The sequence below is a fragment of the Candidatus Chloroploca asiatica genome (assembly GCF_002532075.1).
Classification (GTDB): Bacteria; Chloroflexota; Chloroflexia; order Chloroflexales; family Chloroflexaceae; genus Chloroploca; species Chloroploca asiatica.
Window position 1 is genome coordinate 16,999 of record NZ_LYXE01000072.1, and the last position, 21,074, is coordinate 38,072.

Genomic DNA, 21,074 nt, shown 5'->3' on the forward strand with positions numbered 1-21,074 from the left:
GCACAATACCTTGCAAAGAAGGCGGTTGTTTTGACGCAAAGGCGCAAAGGCGCAAAGCTGCAATCGCACTAGGTACCGCCCGGCCACAAGGCTACCAGTTCTTGCCAGAGATAGACAAAAAACTCGGGTAGGCGGGCAAAGAAGCCGGGATCAAAAACAAAGATCAGCGTCAAACCTACAACAAGAGCCAGCACGATTGCCAGCATGACGATGAAGCGACGCGAGATCGTACGCGGCATAGCGATGCCCCCGAGAGCCGGCGGCGGTTCGCTGATTTCAACATAGTGCAAACGCCGAAACTCGTCCATGATTTCTGGCGTCTCAAGCCCCAGGTAGCTCAGGTACAAACGGAACATCTGCAATGCAGCCGGGCCACGCGGCAAGAGCGTGAACTTCTCGTCTTCAATCGCCTGCAGATAGGACATCCGGATTTTGAGTTCGTTCTCGATCTGCACCAGGGTCAAATGCCGACGCTGACGCTCGTGTCGGATCCGTGCTCCGATGCCCGCGTGCTCATCAAGATCAGGGGCAAGGGTCGTTTTGGATCCACCCGAAGCAGCAGGCGGCATGCGGAGCATCGCCATCTCTTCGGCTTCCGTCATAAAGACGCGATCCTCATCAGGAGGGGTGCGTTGTGGGCCGGGGGCAACCGGTGGCGCATCAACCGAGGCTGGGCGCACCAACGCTGGCGCACTCGCAGGCTGGGTAGGCGTTGTCGCAACCGAAGCCGCTGGGGAGGTCATCGACGGTTCGCGCTTTGACGTAGCAACAGACGCCGGCTCAACGAGAGGAGGCGGGGTTGTCGCAACAGAACCAGCAGCCGCACTTGCACCACTGCTCATCTTCCCCGTCGCACCTGGGGCTGGAGCCTGGGCAGGCGCAACCGTATCTGGGGGAGCCATCCCAACTGAGCGAGTCTTCGTCGCTACGGCGGCCACACGCGCACGCAACCGTGCCACCAGTTCGGCGGACCGGTAGGGTTTGCTCACATAATCAACCGCACCCAACGTAAAGGCACGAACCACATCCTCTTCACGCGAAGCAGCACTGAGCACAATCACTTGGGCACGGCCACCCAGCCGTTCAAGTACGTCCCAGCCAGCCTCGTTCCCCGAACGAACCTCGATCATCACCAGATCGGGCTTGTGTTTATGAAAGAGTTGCTCGCCATAGACCAGATCACTGCTGTTGATAACTTCAAAATCAGCAAGTTCAAGCTGGATGCTCAGGCGCGTCAACAAAGTCACATCATCGTCTATAATCAGAATAGAAGGCAAGCCATCGCTCCTCACCGGTTTCAGCAGACGGTGATACACTTATCCGGTCGTGGCGATTATACCATAGTAACTATGCAACACTTATATGATGTCATTGTCATCGGTGCCGGTCACGCCGGGTGTGAAGCGGCCAATGCAGCGGCACGCCTCGGCTGCCGCACCCTGCTCCTCACGATTGATCTCGATAAACTGGCCCATATGTCGTGCAATCCAAGCATCGGCGGGCCAGCCAAAGGTCATCTCGTGCGCGAGCTTGATGCCATGGGCGGGCTGATTGCCCGTGTGACCGACCAGACGGCCATTCAGATTCGCCTGCTCAACGAGAGCAAAGGGCCAGCCGTGCAGTCACTACGTGCGCAGTGCGACAAGCGGCTCTATGCCCAGGTGATGAAAGAGACGCTTGAACGCATGCCCGGGCTTGATCTGCGCCAGGCGATGGTCGAGCAGATTATCCCCCTGCAGCCCACTGACCCGACCGATCCCAGAGCGGCACGTTTTACCGTTGTCACCCACACCGGCTGGCAGTACCAGGCACGGGCGCTCGTGCTGACCACCGGAACCTTTCTGCGTGGCCGTGCTGTCACGGGCCAGGCGGCATGGGGGGCCGGGCGTGCAGGCGAAGCACCGGCCATGGCGCTCGGCAATGATCTCGCCTCACTCGGCTTTCCGCTGGTACGCCTCAAAACCGGCACACCTCCACGGATCGATGCCCGCACCATTGATTTTAGCCAGACCGAGATCCAGCACGGCAGCCGCGTACCCTACTATTTTGGGCACTATTATGCCGATCTCGAAGCCCCTCCCGCCCCAGCGTACCACGGCGAGCCAGCCGCCATCTATCCTGCTGCCCTGCGCGAAGGGTGGCGGCCCCAACTCCCGTGTTATCAGGTCTATACCGGGGCGGACTTTCATCGCCTGATCCGCGCGAATCTCGACCGTGCGCCCCTCTTTAGCGGGGTCATCGAAGGCGTTGGCCCGCGCTATTGCCCCAGCATTGAAGACAAGATCGTCCGTTTTGCCGACAAAGAACGTCACGGGTTCTTTCTTGAGCCTGAAGGCTGGAAGACCCACGAAGTCTATGTGCAGGGGTGCAATACCTCGTTACCCGAAGATGTGCAGTGGGCCATGTTGCGCACTATTCCGGCCCTACGCAAGGTAGAGTTGATGCGCATTGGCTATGCAATTGAGTATGATGCCGTGAGTACCGGCGAGGTCGGGGCCGATCTTCAAACGCGGCGCCTTGCCGGACTCTTTCTGGCGGGGCAGATCAATGGTACCACCGGCTACGAAGAGGCGGCTGCACAGGGTCTGATGGCGGGGATCAATGCGGCTCGTTTCGCACAGCAGGCCCCAGCACTTATCCTGCGCCGTGACCAGGCCTACATCGGGGTGCTCATTGATGACCTCGTCACCAAAGAGATCCACGAACCCTATCGCATGTTTACGAGTCGGGCCGAACATCGTCTGTTGTTGCGTCAGGATAACGCCGATCTGCGGCTGAGCCCGCTGGCCCACGAACTGGGGCTGATCGACGCTGCCCGCGCCGCCGCCGTTGAACGCCGCCGCGCCGCCGCTGAAGCCCTCTACACAACGCTCAGCGAGCGCCGGATTTTCCCATCTGCTGACACCAATGCCCGACTCACCGCCGCAGGGATTGGAACCCTGAACAATCCGGCCAGTGCCGCCGACGTGCTTGCCCGGCCTCATGTCAGCTATCCGCAATTGCGCACCGCGCTGGATCTGCCTGAGGCAGCACGGGAGATCGAGGAACTGGTCGAAGTCACATGCAAATATGGAGGCTACATCGAACGGCAACAACGTGAAGTCGAACGGATGCATAAAATGGAAAACCGGCGCATCCCTGACACCTTTGATTACCACGGGCTCAACGGGCTTCGCAACGAAGCGCGCCAGGTCTTGCTACGGTTCCGTCCAGCAACGCTTGGGCAAGCGAGTCGTCTCGCAGGCATCAACCCTTCTGATGTCGCCATTTTGCTCTTTGCCCTCGAACGCCGCACCTCTGAAAGTAGACTGTAACCAGTCGATCTATACTAAAGGGGAAGGGCAACATCAAACCCTTCTGTATGGTCGCATCTTCCAGAGCCAAGCCAAGGAGCGCTCGTATGCAGAGCCCGAACAGTGTCGCCGGGCAATTTCGCACCCTCGAGATGACGGTGCTTATGACACCGGATACGGCAAACTTCTCAGGCAACGTCCACGGTGGGCATCTGCTCAAGCTACTCGATCAAGTTGCTTTTGCCTGTGCCTCGCGCTATGCAGGATCGTACGTTGTCACGGTCTCAGTTGACCAGGTGGTGTTTCACGAACGAGTTCATGTTGGGGAACTGGTCACCTTCATTGCCTCGGTCAATTACACCGGCAAAACGTCGATGGAGATCGGGATTCGGGTTGTTTCGGAAAATATCACCGAGCGTTCCATTCGCCACGTGCTGACCTGCTATTTCAACATGGTGTCGGTTGATGAAGAGGGCAATCCACGCCCCATTCCATCCGTGCCCATCGAAAATGCCGAACAGCGTCGCCGCTGGGCAGCGGCCAAGCTCCGTCGCGATCTCCGCAAAGAGATCGAAGCACGCAGCCTGGAGATTCGCCAGCACCCCGAAGATATGCTCAGTGAACTGAGCCCTGAGTCAGCTTGAGTCGTGCTTGCCTGACCGCACCACAACGAAAAAAGACGGCAACCAATTGGTTGCCGTCTTTTCTGTCCCGAAGCAGAGCGAAGGCATGCAAAAGACCTGCCATCCAAACCCACCGTGATGACAGGTCTCCTCACTTGTCAGGGGCATATCGTCCTAGTTCATCCGAATATCGTCGCAAATCAACTCGACACTTTCAATCCGGCGACGCCGATCACCCACAGCACCCCCACTCTCGAGATGCTCGGGCCACGCCCCGTGGAAGCGCCAGCGTGCGCAGGGGCGACCAAACTCATCAATCGCAACAATCGAACCATCGTGGCGCTCGACATGACCTTCGGCATTCGCATGTTCCCATTCCGGCAGCATGTCATCGAGCGCGATTCCCTCAGCCAGTATCACTCGCTCCTCGTGATTGGGAGAGTAGACATCGAAGAGATCAATGGCATCAGGGCCAAAGTAGAACTCGACATGGCGATGCTCAACTTCAAGACCACTGCAAGAGCCAAAGACACCCCGTGGAACACCATCAACCTCGACAAGGTAGCGAACATTGGCAAAGGGATTGGGCAACTTTCTGTACGCCATGGTTACCTCCCTCTTAAACATAGTCCTGTCAACAGATCCTACAAGACCCTGTCTATCGAACCTCTTCCCGCTGTGAACAAAACGACACATCCCCTGTCCCATGCAGTATAACCCCACAGGCACAGCTGTAGGGTGGTAAGATGCATCCTAAGAGTTAAGAGAGCATTACAGGGATGTCAAGGGGCGTGAATGAGGAACAGGCAACCAGCGCCACACAGCCCCCACGACCAGCACAACTGGTCGTGGGGGCCACCAAGAACCTAACATCCAACCTGCTTATTCTCGTCACGCAGAGGGGTATTGAGGGTATTCTCAGACTGGTGACGGATTTCTTCGGGGTCAAAGCCACGAGGAATAGCCCCACCGAAGGTGATATCGGCCACCAATTCGGGGTGATCTTCCTTCAGCGTACTCAACTGCTCCATCGTAAAGACACGCGACTCATCAAAGGCCAGGTCGACTTCCATCTGTGTCCCATTCATATGGACACGTCCGAGGTCATAGAAGCGCTTGGTGACGGTCGTCTTCATAAAGGCACGCAGACAACCGAGCATATATTTGCGCTTGACGGGATCTTTGATGAAGGGGTATTCAAAGAAGGCCTTGCGCATATAAAACCGAGCATAGTTGCGCAACACACCCTTGAGCACATCTTCACGATCCATTGCCTCGGGCTTCATGATCGGGGTGACAAAGTTGTACTTGCTATAGTCACGAACCTCGACCTTATCACCCAGTTCCTCGAAGAGTTCGGCAAATGGCCACGGCGTATACATATTCCAGTTCGCCATGTCGGGCTTCCAGTCCTGCGAGAGGCGGTAGGTCTCTTCGATCGTCTCAGGGGTCTCGTTCTCCATGCCCATGATGAACTGCGCTTCGGCAACCATCCCGTGGGACTGGATCATCTTGATCGCCCGCTTGTTCTGCTCAATCGTCGTCTGCTTGCGGAAGCGGTCAAGGTTCATCTGGGCGGCAGCCTCGGTGCCAAGCGAGATATGCATCAACCCGGCCTTGCGCCAGAGGGGCAGCAGGGCTTCGTCACGCATAATGTCGGTCACACGGGTATTGATCCCCCAGAGCACGGGCAGCTTGCGACGCGCCAATTCTTCGCAGAGCGCCGTAAATTTCTTGCGGTTGAGGGTCGGCTCTTCATCGGCAAGAATAAAGAAGCCCACGTTGTAATCGCGAACCAGCGTCTCGACCTCATCAACAAACTTGAGCGGGCTGCGCGAACGATATTTGCGCCAGAACTTCCACTGCGAGCAGAAACGACAGGTAAAGGGGCACCCACGGGCAAAGTTGGGCACGGCGACCCGCACATTCATCGGAACATAAATGTACTTGTCCCACTCGAGCAGGCTCCAGTCAGGCGTCAGGGTATCAAGATCAGCAATCGGATCACGTGCAGGCGTCGCCACAACCTTCTCGTTCTCGAGATAGGCAATGCCCTGGATCGTCGCCCGATCTTTGAGATCACTCCCAGCCTCAATGCTCTTGAGCAACTCAACAATGATCTCTTCACCCTCACCACGCACGATGTAGTCAATCCACGGTGCCTCAGACAAGACCTGAGCATACATGAAGGTTGGATGGACACCACCGAGGATGAGCTTGGTGTTGGGCAACAACTCACGCGCCATCTTCAGGGTTTCCTGGGCCTTGATGATCATTGGGGTGATCGCTGTTGCCAGAATCACGTCAGGCCGGTTGCGCTCGATGATGACCCGCAATTGATCATTGGGAATATCAAGCGTCATGGCGTCAATGAAACGAACATTGTCGAATCCGGCCGTTTTGAGCGCCCCGCCGATGTAGGCGACCCAGCTCGGCGGCCAACTACCGGCAATTTCAGCTCCGCCCGCGTGGTAATTGGGCTGGATCATCATGATCCGCATAGCGGTCTCCCTTGTTGATGGGGCCGTGATGGCCCTGCGACTGACAACAGACTCTGTACTACAAAAACCTGCGAGAACGGAGGCCAGTGCCTCCGGCGAACGCCCCTTGTCAGGGGATGGTCACCTCGAACGTACACGCATCAGCACCCATCGCGCCACATGCCGTTTCACGAACCATGAGCTGCGGGTTGATCAAGGGACGCAAGAGAGTTTGAAAACAGTGGGTGTAGTAGTGGCACAACGGGGCATCGGTTGCGATGCCACGACACTCGGGGCTGTCGGCCAGACAAATAGTAGCGCCGCGCCGCCCCACAACGTAGCTAAAACGGCCGCTCCCGGCGAATGTCCAGGCATGACCAGCGATCGCCTTCAAAAAGATGCGCAGGCCGAATGAAGCGGGCAACCATGGTAAAAGGATCCGGATCGGCGCAGGAATACGGTTGGCGAGCAAATAGTCGGCAGTGCGTTCGCCTGAACGGGCAAGCACCTTGCCAGTCGCCTCAAGACCGAGATCGGTACGCAAGGCGTTGATCAGCGCCATAAACGCTTGCTCATCAACCATGTCGGTCGGCAATTGCTCGTTCAACGCGCTGTGCCCAATCCGCTCCAGGATCGCCCGGGCAGCCTCGGCACCATACAACTCGTTGAGCGCCCCCACCGTCTGGATAATCGAGTTAGGGCCGATGCGCACAACACCTGCCGGCGCGTATGTTGTGTGCATAACAGAACCTTTCACCATGAAAACAATCCCATGACATTTCATATCATGATAGCCCGCGAAAAGTCTACCACGCAGGCTCGGGTCAAAGGGTAATGATCGCTCAACACTACGTAAGGTTTTCTTCTCTGATTAGGATGAGCCAGGATGCTACCATGAGACAATATGAGCGTCATTGTTGACGAGATAGGGGCTACGTATGGCTACTGCCTCTCCCCCAAGGTCACCCGCTGACCAGGCGAATGACAAACGCCTCAAGATCCTTGAGGCGACCATGAAACGCCACCAGTACCGCGCCGATGCGTTGATCGAGGTTTTGCATAAAGCGCAAGAATTGTATGGGCACCTGACCGAAGATCGGTTACTGGCGATTGCCCATAGCCTCCACCTTCCTCCCAGTCGCGTCTATGGGGTGGCGACGTTTTACCACTTCTTTAGCCTGACCCCGCAAGGCGAGCACAGCTGTACCGTCTGTCTTGGGACAGCCTGTTATGTCAAAGGGGCGATGGAGCTGCTCGCGACGCTCGAAACCGAGAGTGGCCTGCGGGCCGGGTCAACCTCCGCCGATGGCAAGCTTTCGCTGTTGACCGCTCGCTGCCTCGGGGCGTGCGGCATTGCGCCTGCGGTGATCGTGGATGGCAATGTGGCCGGCCATGCCGATCCCGAAGTGATGCGAGCACGGGTGCGTGCGTTGCTCGATGAGGATTGAGGGGGTGTGATGGAATTTCAAGATCTTCAGATCATGGCCGAGCAGGAGCGAAGCCGCCGGAAGGCGATTCGGATCCACTGCTGTACCTCCTCGGGATGCCAGGCTTCGGGGGCGCTTGAGCTCTTTCATCAGTTGCAAGCGGCGGTTGAGGCGGCAGGACAGAGTGAGCGGGTTGACATCGTTGGCGTCGGGTGTATGGGCTTTTGCGGCCAGGGGCCGATGGTGAGTGTCGAAGCTGATGGGGTGCTCTTTGAACATGTGCGCCCTGAACAGGCCCCCGAAATTATTGCTTCACTTGATGGCGGGCCATGTAACGTCAAACAGGGCGACCACGCCCATCCGTTTTTTGCCCGTCAATTGCATATTGTGCGGCGTAATGGCGGCGTGATCGATCCCGAACGGATCGAAGAGTATATTGCGGTCGGTGGCTATCAGGCGCTCTATCATGTGCTCCACGAGATGAGCCCGGCTGAGGTGATTGATGCGATCACCCGCAGTGGTCTGCGCGGACGAGGCGGGGCCGGCTATCCAACGGGCCTGAAATGGGCGACGGTCGCGAAGAGTCCCGGTGAACGCAAATTTGTCATCTGCAATGGCGATGAGGGCGATCCCGGGGCTTTTATGGATCGCAGTATCCTCGAAAGCGACCCGCATCTTATCCTTGAAGGGATGAGTATTGCGGCCTATGCGGTCGGCGCCGATCAGGGTTACCTCTATGTGCGCGGTGAGTATCCGCTCGCAATTGCGCGCCTGCAGAAGGCCATTGCCCAGGCGAGAAAACATGATCTGCTCGGGAGCCAGATCTTTGATACGAGTTTCAACTTCCGGGTTGATATTCGGGTTGGGGCCGGCGCGTTTGTCTGTGGTGAAGAGACGGCCCTGATCGCGAGTATCGAAGGCCGCCGCGGCCAACCGCGGCCCCGGCCTCCGTATCCCGCTGAACACGGCCTCTGGGGCTATCCCACGCTGATCAATAATGTCGAGACCTTTGGCAATATTGCCCCGATTATCACCAATGGCGCCGATTGGTACGCCGGCATTGGGACAGAACGCAGCAAAGGCACTAAGGTCTTTGCCCTGACTGGCAAGGTCCGCAATACCGGCTTGATCGAGGTGCCGATGGGTATGACCATCCGCGAGATTGTCGAAGAGCTCGGCGGCGGTACCCCCGATGGAACCCCGGTCAAAGGGGTGCAGACCGGCGGCCCCTCGGGGGGATGTATTCCCGAAGCCCTCTTTGATACGCCCGTTGATTACGAGTCGCTCGCCGAGGTTGGCTCGATTATGGGCTCGGGGGGCATGGTCGTGATGGATGCCACGACCAACATGGTGGAAATTGCCCGTTTTTACATGGAATTTTGCATGGATGAGTCATGCGGCAAGTGCGTTCCATGTCGCACAGGGACGGTACAAATGTATCGCCTGCTGAGCAAAATCAGTGCTGGGCAAGCCACAGCAGCCGATCTGGCGACCCTGGAACAACTCTGCCACCTGCTGCGCGAGACGAGTCTCTGTGGCCTGGGCCAGTCTGCGCCTAATCCCGTGCAGAGTACGCTGCGTTATTTTCGTGAAGAGTATGAACGGCTGCTACGCAAACGGGTGACGATCAATTTGACCAGTCGCTGAGTAGGGTGTGAAGTGAGTTTTTTGATGATTTGACGCAAAGGCGCAAAGGCGCAAAGGGTGTTGAGACCGCCCCCGCCGCCTAGCGCCAAAGGAATGATGGCATGGCCGCAAGAACCTTGACAATTAATGGAACGCTGATCAGTGCCCGCTCGAATGAGACGGTGCTGGAAGCAGCACGTGAGGCCGGGATCAGCATCCCGACGCTTTGCCACCTGGATGGCCTCTCTGAAGTAGGTGCCTGTCGGCTCTGTCTGGTTGAGATCGCTGGCTCGGCCAAACTGCAACCCGCCTGTCATACCACCGTCACCGAGGGAATGGAGGTGCAGACGGATACGCCCCGCCTCAAGGCTCACCGCCGAGCGATCGTCGAACTGCTCTTTGCTGAACGCAACCATATCTGTGCCGTCTGCGTCGCCTCGGGACACTGTGAATTGCAACAACTGGCCGTCGAAGTTGGGATGAGCCATGTGCGCTACGAGTATCTCTCGCCAGATTGCAGCGTTGATATCAGCCACGCCCGCTTTGGCATTGACCATAATCGCTGTGTGCTCTGTACCCGCTGTGTGCGTGCGTGCGACGAGGTCGAAGGCGTGCATACCTGGGATATTGCAGGACGCGGAACGAATGCACGGCTGATTACTGATCTCAATGTGCCATGGGGCGAGGCGACGAGTTGTACCTCCTGTGGCAAGTGCCTCCTGGCATGTCCGACCGGGGCCATCTTTAGTCGGGGCAGCACCGTGGCTGAGCTTGAACGCGATGCCAGTCGCATTGCCACGATTGTGGCAGCCCGCAATGAACGCTGGTGACACCGAAATGGAGAGCCTATATGAACCGTCTGAAACTTGCGACTGTCTGGTTGGGAGGGTGCTCGGGCTGCCATATGTCGCTCCTCGATCTTGATGAATGGTTGATCGATCTTGCTGCCCACGTCGAACTGGTCTATAGCCCGATTGCCGATCAGAAGACTTTTCCCGAAGGTGTCGATCTGGCCCTGGTCGAGGGCGCGATTGCCAATGAAGAGCATCTCGAATTGATCCAGGATGTCCGTGAGCGGAGCCGCATGGTCATTGCGCTCGGTGATTGCGCCGTCACCGGCAATGTGACCGCGCTGCGCAACCCGCTCGGCGAGGCGCGTAGCATCCTGCAGCAGGTCTATATTGAACACGGCGATCCACGCGGGATCCTGCCGAGTACGCCAGGGATTGTCCCGATCCTGCTTGATCAGGTCGTCCCGATCCATATGATCATCCCCGTTGACCTCTTCCTAGCAGGTTGTCCTCCTTCTGGCCCACGCATTCGCGCCGTGCTCGAAGCCTTGCTGGCAGGTACACCTCCTGAACTAGCCGGAGGGTTCGGGTAAGCGCGACACCCAAGCAACGCACTTGGACGCATATGGCCCTCGCCAGAGGCCTATAGAGGAACGACCAATGACACAGACAATCGTGATCGATCCTGTCACCCGTATTGAGGGACACGCAAAGATCAGCATCTATCTCGACAATGACGGGTCGGTGCGCGATGCCCAGTTTCACGTCACCGAGTTTCGTGGCTTTGAGCGCTTTTGCATCGGGCGGCCCTTCTGGGAAATGCCGGCGATTACGGCCCGCATCTGCGGTATCTGCCCAATTAGCCACATCCTGGCATCGGCCAAGGCAGGCGACGCCTTACTGGCTGTCGAGATTCCGCCGGCTGCCGATAAGTTGCGGCGGCTGATGAATCTCGGCCAGATTATTCAATCGCACGCGCTCAGTTTCTTTCATCTCAGCGGCCCCGACCTGTTTCTTGGCTATGAGAGTGATCCGGCGAAACGCAATATCTTTGGACTAATTGCGGCTGAACCAGACTTTGCCCGTGGGGGCATTCGGCTCCGCCAGTTTGGGCAGGAGATCATTGAGGCGCTCGGCGGGCGCAAGATCCACCCCGCCTGGGCGGTGCCCGGCGGTGTCCGTTCGGGGATAAGTGCAGAGGTGCGGGCGGCCTTTCGCCAGCGTTTGCCCGAAGCAATGGATGTCACCCGCAAGGCGATGGCTCGCTTCAAGACCGTGCTTGATGCCAGTGACGAAGAAGTTCGCAGCTATGGCTTCTTCCCTAGCCTTTTTGCGGGCATGGTGACGCCCGAAGGCAACTGGGAACATCACGGCGGCAAACTGCGCGTGCGTGATGCCGAAGGCCAGATCCTGGCCGACCAGGTCAAAGCTGACGCCTATCAGCAACTCTTTGGCGAAGCATCGGAAGCCTGGAGCTACCTAAAATTCCCGTATTATCAACCCCTCGGCTATCCCGACGGCATTTATCGGGTGGGGCCATTGGCGCGCCTCAACGTGTGCGACCAGGTAGGGACACCGCTCGCCGACGCAGAACTGACCGAGATGCGCCAGCGTGCTGGGCACCGGATGGTCACGGCAAGTTTCTACTACCACTATGCACGGCTGATCGAGATCCTCGCGGCGCTTGAACTGGTTACTCAGTTGCTCGACGACCCCGACCTGGGTTCGAGCGTATTGCGCGCCGATGCCGGGGTCAATCATCTCGAAGCCGTCGGATGTAGCGAAGCACCACGGGGGAGCCTCTTCCATCATTATCAGGTCGACAAGAATGGCCTGATCACCTATCTGAACCTGATCATCGCGACAGGGCAGAACAACCTGGCGATGAACCAGACCGTCGCGCAGATCGCCCGCCATTACCTGCGCGGGGATCGCCTCGAAGAAGGTTTGCTCAATCGGGTCGAGGCTGGCATCAGAGCATATGATCCGTGCCTGAGCTGCTCGACCCACGCAGTAGGCCAGGCGGCCTTTGCAATCAGCCTGATCGGCCCCGATGGGCGGGTGGTGGATCACGCGGTGCGGTAGGGTTTGGCAGCCTGCGGCCCCAAGAATCGCCACGTGTGCTGGCGAAAACGGCCAACGAAGTTGGCCGTTTTCGCCAGCACACGGAAGGTTTTTAGGGCCGCAGCCCTAATCCCCACGAAGCACGTACGCAGTTCTATGCTATAATTGGGCCACACAATAAAGCTACATCGCAACGCCTGTGGTCAGGTATCGAGGAAGAAGCCAGGAGCGCCTGCGCCTTCCTTGCCACGGGTTCGTTTTGTACCCGAGGAAAACAGCTTTTCTATATTAAAGGCAAGCACGTCGTATGAAGTTGACCTGTCTGCAAGATAACCTCAAACGTGGCCTCGCCACAGTCAGCCACGCGGTCGCCGGCAAAAGCACCCTGCCTGTCCTCTCTAATGTGTTGCTTGCCACCGACGAAGGTCGGCTGAAACTCGCGGCAACGAATCTCGAAGTTGGCATTACGCACTGGATCGGGGCGCAAATCCAGGAAGAAGGTGCCGTGACAGTGCCAGCAAAATTGCTGGCAGATGTGATTGGGAGCCTGCCCAATGACCGGGTGACATTGACCCTTGATGCCCGTACGCAGACACTCAAGGTCGAATGTGGCCGTTTCACAAGCAATATCAAGGGTATCGAGGCCGACGAGTTTCCGACGATTCCGTCGATCACCGGGCAAGAGCCCCTCACCTCGCTGCCCCCTGATGTGCTGCGGGAAGCGATTGACCAGGTCGTCTTCGCGGCTGCAACCGATGAGTCGCGCCCTGTGCTTGCCGGTGTGCTCGTGCGGTTGAACGATACACGTCTCTTTTTCGCCGCTGCCGATGGCTTCCGCCTAGCAACACGGATTGTGCCCCTGCCTGAACCCGTCACGCGCCAGAGCGAATTCATTGTGCCTGCCCGTACGCTCGCCGAGTTGGCACGGATCGCCAGTGAAACCCAGGGCCAGGTGAGTATCACCGTCGCCACCGGGGGCAGCCAGGTGCTCTTCCATACCGAAACGACCGAACTTGTCTCGCGGCTCATTGATGGACGCTTCCCCGATGTCGAGCGCATCATTCCCCAGCAGCACACGACCCGTTCGGTGCTCGAAACGAGTGAGCTCGCGAAGGCGGTCAAACTTGCCTCGTATTTCGCTACGGCGAGTCAGAACGTCGTGAAATTGACGATGGAACCCGGCGGCGAACTTGGGCCAGGACGGGTGATCATCAGTGCAAATGCCGCCGAAGTTGGTGATAATACCGGCGAAATTGATGGTATGATTCAGGGTGAGGGCGGGCAGATTGCCCTCAACGTCAAGTATTTGACGGAATTGCTCGGGGCCATTAAGAGTGCCCAAATCACCTTCGAGACCCAATCGCCCCAGAGTCCCGGGGTCTTTAAGCCGGTTGGGCAAGATGGCTATATCCATATTATTATGCCCATGAGCATTCGCTAGGTTGTCGAAGGACAATCCATCAGCTATACTATATGAGTCAGTTCTGGGAAATGTAGCATCGTAACGCTAGGCATAGCTCGTCGCGATTTACGTGCTCGTGCGCACTCTTGATCAGTGCAAGGGAGCCGTTCTTGAGTATCACTTCGATTGTACTTGTACATGCCCATGCAATTTTCCGCGAAGGTCTCCGCCATCACATCATGGCCTTGCCTGATACCATCATCGTTGGGGAAGCAGGGCATGGTCAGCAGGCGATCCAGCTTGTTGATCTTAGCAACCCTGATCTGGTGTTGATGGATGTTGATCTGCCCGGGGTCAATGGGCTTGAGGTGTCACGGGCGCTGAAACGCACCCACCCGCAAACGGGCATTATCCTCTTTAACACCTCAATGGAGGGTAGTTCGGTGGTGAAGGCAATCCGGGCCGGGGTATCAGCCTATGTGCCACGGAATATTGCCTGGCCCAATTTGCTTGAGTTGATCAACGAGGTGCGCAATGGAGGCTATCCGATTAACGATCTGGTGCTCTCACTGCCCGAAGTCGCCGCGCAGGTGATTGCTGCGTTTCGCCAGATGGTTGTTGATGAAGATACGCAGAGTATCTATTCGCCACTTTCGCCCCGAGAGCTTGAAGTGATCGAATTGGTGGCCGCCGGTCATACAAACAGAGAAATTGCGTCCAGGCTGGATATTAGCAATCAGACGGTTAAAAACCATGTCTCTTCGATCCTGCGCAAGCTTGCCGTTAATGACCGAACGCAGGCGGTCGTCTATGCGATGCGCCGCGGCTGGATCAAGGTGGTGCTTCCTGGTGATTGATCAATGACTCTAAACCGCTTCTCGCGCGCTCTGCTCGCGCTTCCACTGATGCTGATGTTGCTGCTCGCCAGTTGTGATTTGACCACGGCTGGGGAACGCGAAGAGATCGCTGGGATCGAGACGATCCTGGCTCTGACGCCCTCGCCAACTCCGACCGCCAGCAGTACACCCGCGCCAACCAGTACGCCGACGATCACGCCTACCCCTAGCCCGACTCAACCACCCACGCTCACTCCGTTGCCAACGAGTACGCCGTTGCCCCCAACCCCTACGCCGAATCCTGCGCTCGTCGGGTTTGGCTTCTGCGATCAATTCGTTGGTGATGTGCGCGGTCTTTTTTCGGCCCGCCTCGTGGCCGTCGAAATCAGTGGCAATCCGGCCTACGAAGAGGTGGTGCTGAATTTTGAACCGGGCGCTGAAACGAGGTCCATTGGTGCGCTCGCGTCGTGTGTGAGTACCAACGACAATGATCAGACGCTCCATCAGCTTGAGGTCTACCTCCCCGGTTGGATCAGGGATGCCCGTTTCGAGGAGTCGGTCGCGGCACTCACTGAAGTTGTGACCACTACACGGACGCTTGCCGGAGTACAGCTTGGGCCTGCCGATGATGGTGAGACCGGGGCGGTGGTGAAACTCACGTTGAACGAGCCACTGCCGTTTCGGCTGAACCTCAGTGGCGATCCGACCAGGCTCACGATCGCGGTCGCCCGTACGTCGTCGCTGACCAGTGCCAATGATGCGTTGGCCCTCGGCGTTGATGCTGCCCGTGCCAAACTTGCGGCCCCCCTCTTTATGCTGCTTGATGGCGATATCTGGCGCATCGAGCACGGAATTGAGGCCGCTACCGATGCGATCAGGGCCGATAATGCCGGGGCCGTCAATTTGACCGACTCACCCGAGACCGAGACGCATCTGGCGGTCAGTCACGATGGCTCGCTCGTGGCGTTCTGTCGCGCTTTGCCCGGGCTTGATCCTGCCGAGACCGAGCTCCCTGTACCAAGTACGCTCTGGTTGATGGAAGCAGATGGCACGAATCAGCGCCCCATCGCCCAGATTGGCGTCAGTTGTGCCGATCCGGCTTTTAGCCTTGATGATAAGAGCATTGCCTTTGCCGTAGATGAGACCGGGGCGATGCCGATCCAACGCGCTATTTATAGTGTGCCTGCCACCGCGAATACGCCCCCACGGCGCATGCACGAAGGTGTGGATGAGTGGGGTCGCACGAGTCCTCAGTGGCTCGATAACGGTGAGATGGTGATCGCGGCTACTTCACAAGATGGGCGGAGTACGCTCTTTTTGCGGCGCGCCAATGGTACGGTCGTTGATGTTGGGGCAGCCATTCTCGTACGCGATGATGGCGAGACTCCTTATAGCGCGCTCGGGCAGCCACTTGTGGCCCCTGATGGCAAACGTTTTGCGGTTGAAGCATGGCGCAACGATGAGCGTGGTGCCGACCTGGTGGTGCTCGATGCCGCCGGTACGATCCTTGATATCATCGGTACAGAAACCTCGATCGATATCACGCCTGGGCCCAGGCTTACCCCAACTATCAGGCCCACCAGTACCGCAGTACCAACGGTGACACCGACGAGTCTCCCCACCGAGCCAGTCACCACCACCACGACCGCCGAGCCAACGCTCACACCAACGGCTACGGACGAGCCAACACAAACGGTGACGCCAACCACGATACCGACACCAACGGCCACGCCGATACTCGAACCGGTGCGCGATGGGCCTTTCTGGACGAGAGCCCTTGGCTGGGATGATCGCGGGCATTTGGTCTATCTCACGACGCTCTGCGCAAGTCAGGCGGTACACGATTACCAGATCTACCGATGGAACGGTGCGCAACGTACCGAACTGATCCTGGCGGGCCAGCGTACAGGTGGCATTGGTCAGGCAGTGATGCAAGGCGATCAACTTGCCTATGTGCTGACCACCGCACCGACAGGGCAGCGTGGGCCAGTTGCGCTCACTCCGCGCAACCCGGTTGAACTCTGGCTCTGGGATCTTGCCGAGGGGACGCGTGGACAGTTGCTCGTGACCGAGCGTGGGATGGCTGGGTTGGAACGCTAACTACCGGTGTTATAGTGATGCATGAAAAAAAGCCAGCTATGCTGGCTTTTTTTCATGCATGATCAAGCGTCAACGATCAGGCGTGAAAGGTTACGACGACTTTCCCAAACTGGACTTTCGCCTGGTCGGGGAGTGGGGTTGGGACGTTGGGGAGCAAGCGCTCGCCATTGATCCGCGTGTGGTTGGTGCTATCGAGATCGGTCAGCATCCACTGACCGTCTTTGTGCGTGATCCGTGCATGCTTGCGGCTGACGCCACCTGTTTCACCGCCAAATGAGGTAAGGTCAATCTCGGGAAAGATACTACTCACCGGATCTTCGCGGCCGACGATGATTTCGGCCCGATCAGTGGGCAAGGTCAGCATTTGCCCGCCGTCAGCGATGACAAAATGCGGACCGAGCGGCGGCGGGGCGACCGGGGCCGGCGGGGCGACCGGGGCCGGGGGCGCTACCGGGGCCACCGCAACCGGGGCCGGGGGCGCTACCGGGGCCACCGCAACCGGAGCTGCATCTGGAGCAAGGCCGAGTTTGTTCAATTCATCCTGAGCACGGCTCAACACCTCACGCGCTTCGGCGAGACCAGCCGAGACGGCCGCAGGTGTTGCTGCCCCAAACGTGGCCTGCATTTGCTCGAACTGACTGATGATCTGTTGCTGGCGGGCCACGGTTGCCTGCAGGGCACTGACCACCGCAGGGTCAACGGTCGGTGCGGGAGGTACAAGCGCTGCCAGCGAAGCCTCGATACGCGTATAGGCCTCACGTGCCTCGGCCAGACCAGCGAGAACTGCAGCGGGCGTATCGGCCCCAAAGGTGGCTTGCATCTGTTCAAACTGAATGATGATCTGCGCCTGGCGGGCAAGCTCGGCCTCGAGTTCGTTGCGCTGTGCTTCGTAGCTCGCGACATCCACTGGCGCAGGGGCGACCGGCGCGGACGCGCTTACGCTTGGCTCGGCCTCTAGCGCTGGTGCAGGGGCAACTGGCTCAGCCACGATGGGCATGGCAGACGCTGGTTCGGCCTCGGGCTCAGATACAATCGGCACTGCCTCCATCACGGGCGCAGGAGCCACCGGCTCGGCTTCGACCGGCGCAGGGGCCACCGGCTCGGCTTCGACCAGCGCAGGGGCCACCGGCTCGGCTTCGACCGGCGCAGGGGCCACCGGCTCAGGCGCGACGAGTTCGGCCTCGGGTTCAGATACAATCGGCACTGCCTCCATCACGGGCGCAGGGGCCACCGGCTCGGTCTCGACGGGGGCAGGAACGGTCAGTTCGGGCAGCGTTGGTGGTGACTCAGGGGCAGCGGGAACCTCAAGGGGAACCTGAGCGGACGAAGGAGGTGACCCTGGGTGCGCCGAAGCCGCGGCAAGTTGCTGCCAGAGCATCTGCAGATCGGCGCCACAATTGTCACAAAATGCCTCACCGGGCAACACCGAGGCGCCGCAACTCGGGCACACCGGTGCCGTCGTCAAGACCGGGGCAGGGGCAGCAGTCACCGCCACGGGGGGCGGAGGCGAGGCCGGCAGATCATTGGTCAAACGAGCGCCACACTGGTCACAAAAGCGATTGGCTGGATCATTCAGCGCACCGCACGAGGGACAGGTAATCATCATGACTCCTTCACACATCTGCTTCATCCAATTTCTGGGTCAACCGGCGGGTCGCATAGCGCAACTCTTTCTGGCCTTCAGCACTCAACCCACTCCCCTGTTCAAGCTGATCGGCCTGAGCGGTCGTCTTCGCCGCAAGATCTAGTTCGCCGAGGTCAAGCAAGCGCGTTGCGGCAGCACGAAGTTTCTGCGTTGCCCCAGAGAGATTGCCAAGCTCTGCCTCAGCGAGCGCCCGGGTCTGCAGCTTGAAGGCAGTGACTTTCTCGACAAGATTCATCACCCGTGGGTCATAGACAGGGGCCGCAGCCTCGGTAGTGAAGGACAACAACAGATCCTGTTTCACCACCTCAGGCCCAGATGCACCGGGAAGGGTAGCGTGCAATTCGGCCTGGGCAATACGGAAGGTACCAGCGGAACGTACGGGAACCATCAGATCGAGCACGACACTATTGACCTGTCCATGGACGAGATCGCCGAGTTTAACGGCAACTTCGCTCTCGCCAATGGGCTGATAACCAAGATTGGCGATAGTTGGGGTTGCACGATGCACAGCGCGGGGAACAACTTCTTTGACGAGCCGGAGCAAGAGACGGGCATCCGTAGCGGCTGTGCCCTGCGCACTACGGAGCGCACGCTGAAAGAAGGTTGCAATCTGTGCCGGTTCAGCGATATAGTCAGAGACCCCGCCAGTCGCGTCAGCGAGATCATCAAGCAACTTCTCATTCCACTCGACCCCAAGGCCCAAGGCGGTTATGCGAACCCCGGCCTGCCCGAGGTCATTGGCAAGAGTACGACAGAGATCCTCATCACCCCAGGTTTGCCCATCAGTGAGGAGCACGAGATAACTGAGGCGGTCGGGGCCAAGGTATTTTTGCAACTCGGCCTGGCCGGCTTGCAGACCAAGGGACATCGCGGTACCACCCGACTCGGTAATCGTATTGACCGCCGCAAGGAGAGCCGCAGGATCAGTTGCGGGCGTCGCTGGCACCAGGGTCTGCACCGTATCATCAAAGATGACAATTGAAACCACATCCGCCGGGGTCAACGTCTCGATAACGCGGCTTGTAGCGGCCTTCATACTCTCAAGCTTGGCACCCTGCATCGAACCCGAGCGGTCAAGCACAAAACAGAAATTGAGTGGCACGGGCACCGAGGGTTGGGTCGCGGGGGTAGCCTCGACAAGCAGATAGGCTACCTGGGGCGTACCGGTCACAGGTAGGGGCGCCCGCCCCCATGTACATGTCAACGTGACGGCATCAGCCATCATATGCCTCCGGGAATATCAGCAAAACGGACAAGAATCGACGCAATATTATCTTCGCCGCCGGCACGATTCGCCGCAGCGATCAGGCGCTCACAGATCACGTGGGGATCATCATCAGCGGCCAGCAACAGTTCCATCTCGGGATCGTGGGTCATCTCCCACTGCCCATCAGAGCAGAGGAGCAGGGCATCACCAGCGCGGACGCGCTCGTGAAAGATATCAACTTCAACTTCACGGCGATCGCCGAGCGAACGCAACACGGCATTGCGTTGAGGATGGGTATAAATATCTTGATCGGCAATCTGACCAAGATCAACCAAGCGTTGCACCAGCGAATGGTCTTTGCTGATCCTGATGAGGCGCCCCTCGTGATAGCGATAGGTACGACTATCACCAACATTGCCGACGGTCACCCGATCACCAACAACCAGCGCCATCGTAAGGGTCGCGCCCATATCATTGCCCTGGGCACGGGCCTCGTTGACCACCGCCTCATTCGCGGCCAGCACTGCACGGCGGACAAGTTCCCCGACTTCCACCTGGTTATAGCCGTGCTCAGGATCAAGCGCCTGGGCCAGGTACGCCTGCATCACGAGTTGCGCCGCAGCCCGCATCGCGAGGCCACTGGCGAGCTCACCTGCCGCGTGGCCGCCCATGCCATCCGAGACAAGATAGAGGCCGATAGCCTGGAAGGAGCTATTATTATTTGCGGCGAGTTGCAAGGTCAGGTAACTATCTTCATTATGGTCACGCACGATCCCAACATGCGTTGCGGCCCCAACGATCTGGCGCAAACAAACCGGCAAGGCACGTTCAGCCCGCATCGCTTCGAGACGCGTGAGCAGCGTGAGCGCATTGGTACACTCACCAGTACGTACCTGACGCAACAACAGAGGCAAACCCGGCTGTTCAGCCTCTGCAGCGGCGGCAGCCTCTTCACTCAAGCGTCGGGTTGTACGCGGCGTGACCGTCAACTGCTCGAGCAATTCAGCAAGGGCCATCAAATCGGTGCGCACCGCCGCCGAGGCCTGGTCAGCCTCAACCCGACGCAAACCGGCAGCATCACGGAGACGCACGCGACCACTGGGCATCACCTCAAGATCGGTCATTGCCAGCGAACCGAGCACCAGCGCGTGGTCGTGCAAATAGACGAGCAGCCGGGCGAGCGTCATACCAAGATCAAGCGCCGCAAATTCATCAAGCGGGGCGGCGAGCGTCGTTGGCCCGTGATCGTGCAAGAGCGTCAGGACGAGATCATCCTCGGCAACCTGGGCGACAACCTCGGGCAAAAGGAGGCGCACCTCTTCAGCATCAATCGTCGGCACCAGGGCCGGGCCAATGAGGGCATCGGGCGTGGTCAGGGTGGCCCGATAGCTCCGCTCATCAAGGGCTGCGCCACAGTCATTGCAAAACGCATCACCAGCCTCATTAGAGAGCGAGCCACAGGCCCAGCAGCGTTGCCAGGGCATCGTATCGACGACACTGATCGTACCAGAGCGATCGCCCTCGGGGAGCACATAGCGGTCGGCAAACAGATTGGGGGCTGACTGGTTCATCATCTTCTC

17 protein-coding genes are annotated in these 21,074 nt (G+C 58.6%); 10 read left to right on the forward strand and 7 right to left on the reverse strand.

The features are described 5' to 3' along the window. Nucleotides 1–68: 68 nt before the first annotated feature. Nucleotides 69–1,277, reverse strand: coding sequence for a response regulator (locus A9Q02_RS08190; RefSeq protein ID WP_172450792.1), 1,209 nt, complete (start codon nucleotides 1,275–1,277; stop codon nucleotides 69–71). Nucleotides 1,278–1,349: 72 nt separating this feature from the next. Here A9Q02_RS08190 and mnmG point away from each other — a divergent pair, with 72 nt between their 5' ends. Together mnmG and A9Q02_RS08200 are read left to right on the forward strand one after the other, a co-directional pair. After that, a complete protein-coding gene (mnmG, locus tag A9Q02_RS08195; protein WP_097651872.1) occupies nucleotides 1,350–3,314 on the forward strand; it encodes a tRNA uridine-5-carboxymethylaminomethyl(34) synthesis enzyme MnmG in 1,965 nt (654 codons plus the stop codon). Nucleotides 3,315–3,400: 86 nt separating this feature from the next. After that, complete coding sequence (locus A9Q02_RS08200) at nucleotides 3,401–3,937, forward strand: acyl-CoA thioesterase (protein WP_205712586.1); 537 nt, start codon at nucleotides 3,401–3,403, stop codon at nucleotides 3,935–3,937. A gap of 153 nt (nucleotides 3,938–4,090) precedes the next feature. On the opposite strand, the gene A9Q02_RS08205 is transcribed toward A9Q02_RS08200, so the two are convergent. From A9Q02_RS08205 to bchJ, 3 genes are all read right to left on the reverse strand, one after another. Beyond that, a complete protein-coding gene (locus A9Q02_RS08205; protein WP_172450794.1) occupies nucleotides 4,091–4,522 on the reverse strand; it encodes a phage tail protein in 432 nt (143 codons plus the stop codon). Between the two features lie 260 nt (nucleotides 4,523–4,782). After that, nucleotides 4,783–6,417 carry a magnesium-protoporphyrin IX monomethyl ester anaerobic oxidative cyclase gene (bchE, locus tag A9Q02_RS08210; RefSeq protein ID WP_097651874.1) on the reverse strand — a complete coding sequence of 545 codons (1,635 nt, stop codon included), beginning with the start codon at nucleotides 6,415–6,417 and terminating at the stop codon, nucleotides 4,783–4,785. A 109-nt stretch (nucleotides 6,418–6,526) separates the two neighbouring features. Beyond that, nucleotides 6,527–7,138: a bacteriochlorophyll 4-vinyl reductase gene (gene bchJ / locus A9Q02_RS08215; protein ID WP_097651875.1), complete on the reverse strand. Its 612-nt coding sequence runs from the start codon at nucleotides 7,136–7,138 to the stop codon at nucleotides 6,527–6,529. Between the two features lie 196 nt (nucleotides 7,139–7,334). Between bchJ and hoxE the strand changes: the two genes are divergently transcribed. From hoxE to A9Q02_RS08255, 8 genes are all read left to right on the forward strand, one after another. Next, the gene (gene hoxE / locus A9Q02_RS08220) at nucleotides 7,335–7,844 is read left to right on the forward strand and encodes a bidirectional hydrogenase complex protein HoxE (protein ID WP_097651876.1); all 510 of its coding nucleotides are present in this window, start codon (nucleotides 7,335–7,337) and stop codon (nucleotides 7,842–7,844) included. Between the two features lie 9 nt (nucleotides 7,845–7,853). Then, entirely contained in the window at nucleotides 7,854–9,470 is a 1,617-nt protein-coding gene (locus tag A9Q02_RS08225; RefSeq protein ID WP_097651877.1) for a NuoF family protein, read from the forward strand. Between the two features lie 101 nt (nucleotides 9,471–9,571). Beyond that, on the forward strand, nucleotides 9,572–10,279 hold the full coding sequence (gene hoxU, locus A9Q02_RS08230; RefSeq protein ID WP_097651878.1) for a bidirectional hydrogenase complex protein HoxU: 708 nt from the start codon (nucleotides 9,572–9,574) through the stop codon (nucleotides 10,277–10,279). 20 nt (nucleotides 10,280–10,299) lie between these two features. After that, on the forward strand, nucleotides 10,300–10,833 hold the full coding sequence (locus tag A9Q02_RS08235) for an NADH-quinone oxidoreductase subunit B family protein (RefSeq protein ID WP_097651879.1): 534 nt from the start codon (nucleotides 10,300–10,302) through the stop codon (nucleotides 10,831–10,833). A 67-nt stretch (nucleotides 10,834–10,900) separates the two neighbouring features. Further along, entirely contained in the window at nucleotides 10,901–12,325 is a 1,425-nt protein-coding gene (locus A9Q02_RS08240; RefSeq protein WP_097651880.1) for a Ni/Fe hydrogenase subunit alpha, read from the forward strand. A gap of 286 nt (nucleotides 12,326–12,611) precedes the next feature. Beyond that, nucleotides 12,612–13,745, forward strand: coding sequence for a DNA polymerase III subunit beta (gene dnaN / locus A9Q02_RS08245; protein ID WP_097651881.1), 1,134 nt, complete (start codon nucleotides 12,612–12,614; stop codon nucleotides 13,743–13,745). Nucleotides 13,746–13,876: 131 nt separating this feature from the next. Continuing rightward, the gene (locus tag A9Q02_RS08250; protein WP_097651882.1) at nucleotides 13,877–14,563 is read left to right on the forward strand and encodes a LuxR C-terminal-related transcriptional regulator; all 687 of its coding nucleotides are present in this window, start codon (nucleotides 13,877–13,879) and stop codon (nucleotides 14,561–14,563) included. Between the two features lie 3 nt (nucleotides 14,564–14,566). Then, nucleotides 14,567–16,642, forward strand: a complete 2,076-nt coding sequence (locus A9Q02_RS08255) for a TolB family protein (RefSeq protein ID WP_097651883.1) — start codon at nucleotides 14,567–14,569, stop codon at nucleotides 16,640–16,642. Nucleotides 16,643–16,718: 76 nt separating this feature from the next. Here the strand turns inward: A9Q02_RS08255 and A9Q02_RS08260 are convergent, their stop codons facing one another. The 3 genes from A9Q02_RS08260 to A9Q02_RS08270 are packed head-to-tail and all read right to left on the reverse strand — an operon-like array spanning nucleotide 16,719 to nucleotide 21,068. Continuing rightward, entirely contained in the window at nucleotides 16,719–18,248 is a 1,530-nt protein-coding gene (locus A9Q02_RS08260; protein ID WP_245860457.1) for a double zinc ribbon and FHA domain-containing protein, read from the reverse strand. 7 nt (nucleotides 18,249–18,255) lie between these two features. Beyond that, complete coding sequence (locus tag A9Q02_RS08265) at nucleotides 18,256–19,512, reverse strand: vWA domain-containing protein (protein ID WP_245860458.1); 1,257 nt, start codon at nucleotides 19,510–19,512, stop codon at nucleotides 18,256–18,258. After that, nucleotides 19,509–21,068 carry a PP2C family protein-serine/threonine phosphatase gene (locus A9Q02_RS08270; RefSeq protein ID WP_097651886.1) on the reverse strand — a complete coding sequence of 520 codons (1,560 nt, stop codon included), beginning with the start codon at nucleotides 21,066–21,068 and terminating at the stop codon, nucleotides 19,509–19,511. The genes A9Q02_RS08265 and A9Q02_RS08270 overlap by 4 nt, the downstream gene beginning before the upstream one ends. Nucleotides 21,069–21,074 lie beyond the last annotated feature (6 nt).